Origin of the sequence: Barnesiella sp. CU968, from assembly GCF_905219685.1 — a bacterium.
In the GTDB taxonomy this organism is placed as follows: domain Bacteria; phylum Bacteroidota; class Bacteroidia; order Bacteroidales; family Muribaculaceae; genus Lepagella; species Lepagella muris_A.
This window is the reverse complement of sequence record NZ_CAJMXD010000553.1, coordinates 1-1,462: the sequence shown is the minus strand read 5'-3', so window position 1 is coordinate 1,462 and position 1,462 is coordinate 1. Positions and strand designations below refer to the sequence as shown.

Genomic DNA, 1,462 nt, shown 5'->3' with positions numbered 1-1,462 from the left:
ATTCAATCCCCCTCATTCACAGCAGCCATCACCCCTAATATCATGCCGAGTGCGAGCATTCTTCCATGGAATGAATATCCTGCATTATAACCCATCTCTCCGTCTCCGAGCATCAGCGGGGCGTGATCGACACGCATCGGCACTCCCGGACGCTCTTTCTCAAATATCCTTACCACCTCGATCAGTCTTGGATCAAGGTGTGTGGATTCCTTGAAATCTCCATTCGACAGAACCTTACATATTCGGGCATGAACGAAGTGGGTGCGCGAGGCATATTTACGCGCAAGCTCCACCACATCGTTGTGTGCTCCTGCGCTCAATGAACCGGCACAGAATGTAAGTCCGTTGTGCGGGTTGGGCACAGCGTCAAGAAATGCTCTGATATCTGCATCGCAGGTAACAATCCTGGGCAACCCGAGAATCGGCATCGGCGGATCATCGGGATGAACGCACATATCTATGCCGTATTCGTCGCATACGGGCATAATTGCATTGAGGAAATATGCCATGTTGGCGCGGAGACGGTCTGCATCTATACCTTTATATAATTCAAGAAATTCGCGGAATTTATTAACCGGCTCAAGATCATCTTCGGTGATATTGCCGTTGACAAAACCCTGCGTCTTGACTATGATATTCTCCACCAGACGATGCTCGGCATCCTTATCCATTCGGGGCGCCACTTCCTCGCGCATACGGCGGAGTGTCTCTTCGTCATAATCCTGCGCCGCATTTTCGCGCTTAAGAATATTGATGTCGAAATAAGCAAACTCCGCTCTGTTGAAATAAAGATTCGAAGTGCCGTTGGGATTTGGATATTCGAGATCGGTCCTCGCCCAGTCAAGCACCGGCATGAAGTTATAACATATGGTCTTTATTCCGGCTTTGCCGAGGTTTCTAAGACTCTCCTTATAATTCTCTATCAGTTGATCGCGGTCAGAACCTCCGTATTTGATCGACTCGCTCACCGGAAGACTCTCCACCACCGACCAGCGCAGACCATGCTCTTCGATGAAGTTTTTCATTTTTACAACTTCCTCTTCGCTCCATATCTCTCCGTTGGGTATATGATGAAGTGCCGTAACTATCCCCTCCACACCGATCTGACGCAACATGTCGAGGGTTATCTTATCGTTGGGTCCGAACCAACGCCACGTTTTTTCCATATTAGTCCGAATAGCTGATTTTTCTGCAAAAATAACAAATCTTTCTTAAAACGCATCATTCCCCATATCCATTTTGCGCAACCCTCTTTTGCTTATTTCTGAATATTTCACTAAATTTGAATTGCTAAACCACCTGTAACATCAATTTAATGCATAGCAATATAAAATCAGTTACCTTTTTTCTGACATCCGTTGCCTTTGTCTTCCTTTCTTCAGGCTGCGGCAGCGGCNGTCATGATTCCTCCTGGCAAAAAAAAGAGGGGTTGGTATGGAACACTTCCTATCATATCACATAC

The 1,462-nt window shown here is 46.7% G+C and carries 1 protein-coding gene; it reads right to left on the bottom strand.

What is annotated here, in order from left to right; translation table 11 throughout:
* Window positions 1–2 precede the first annotated feature (2 nt).
* Window positions 3–1,166, bottom strand: a complete 1,164-nt coding sequence (gene uxuA, locus JX312_RS13635) for a mannonate dehydratase (protein ID WP_204458458.1) — start codon at window positions 1,164–1,166, stop codon at window positions 3–5.
* Window positions 1,167–1,462 lie beyond the last annotated feature (296 nt).

Coding starts and splice junctions, on each gene's coding strand:
- uxuA (WP_204458458.1), bottom strand. CDS start 1,166: ATGGAAAAAACGTGGCGTTGGTTCGGACCCAACGATAAGATAACCCTC.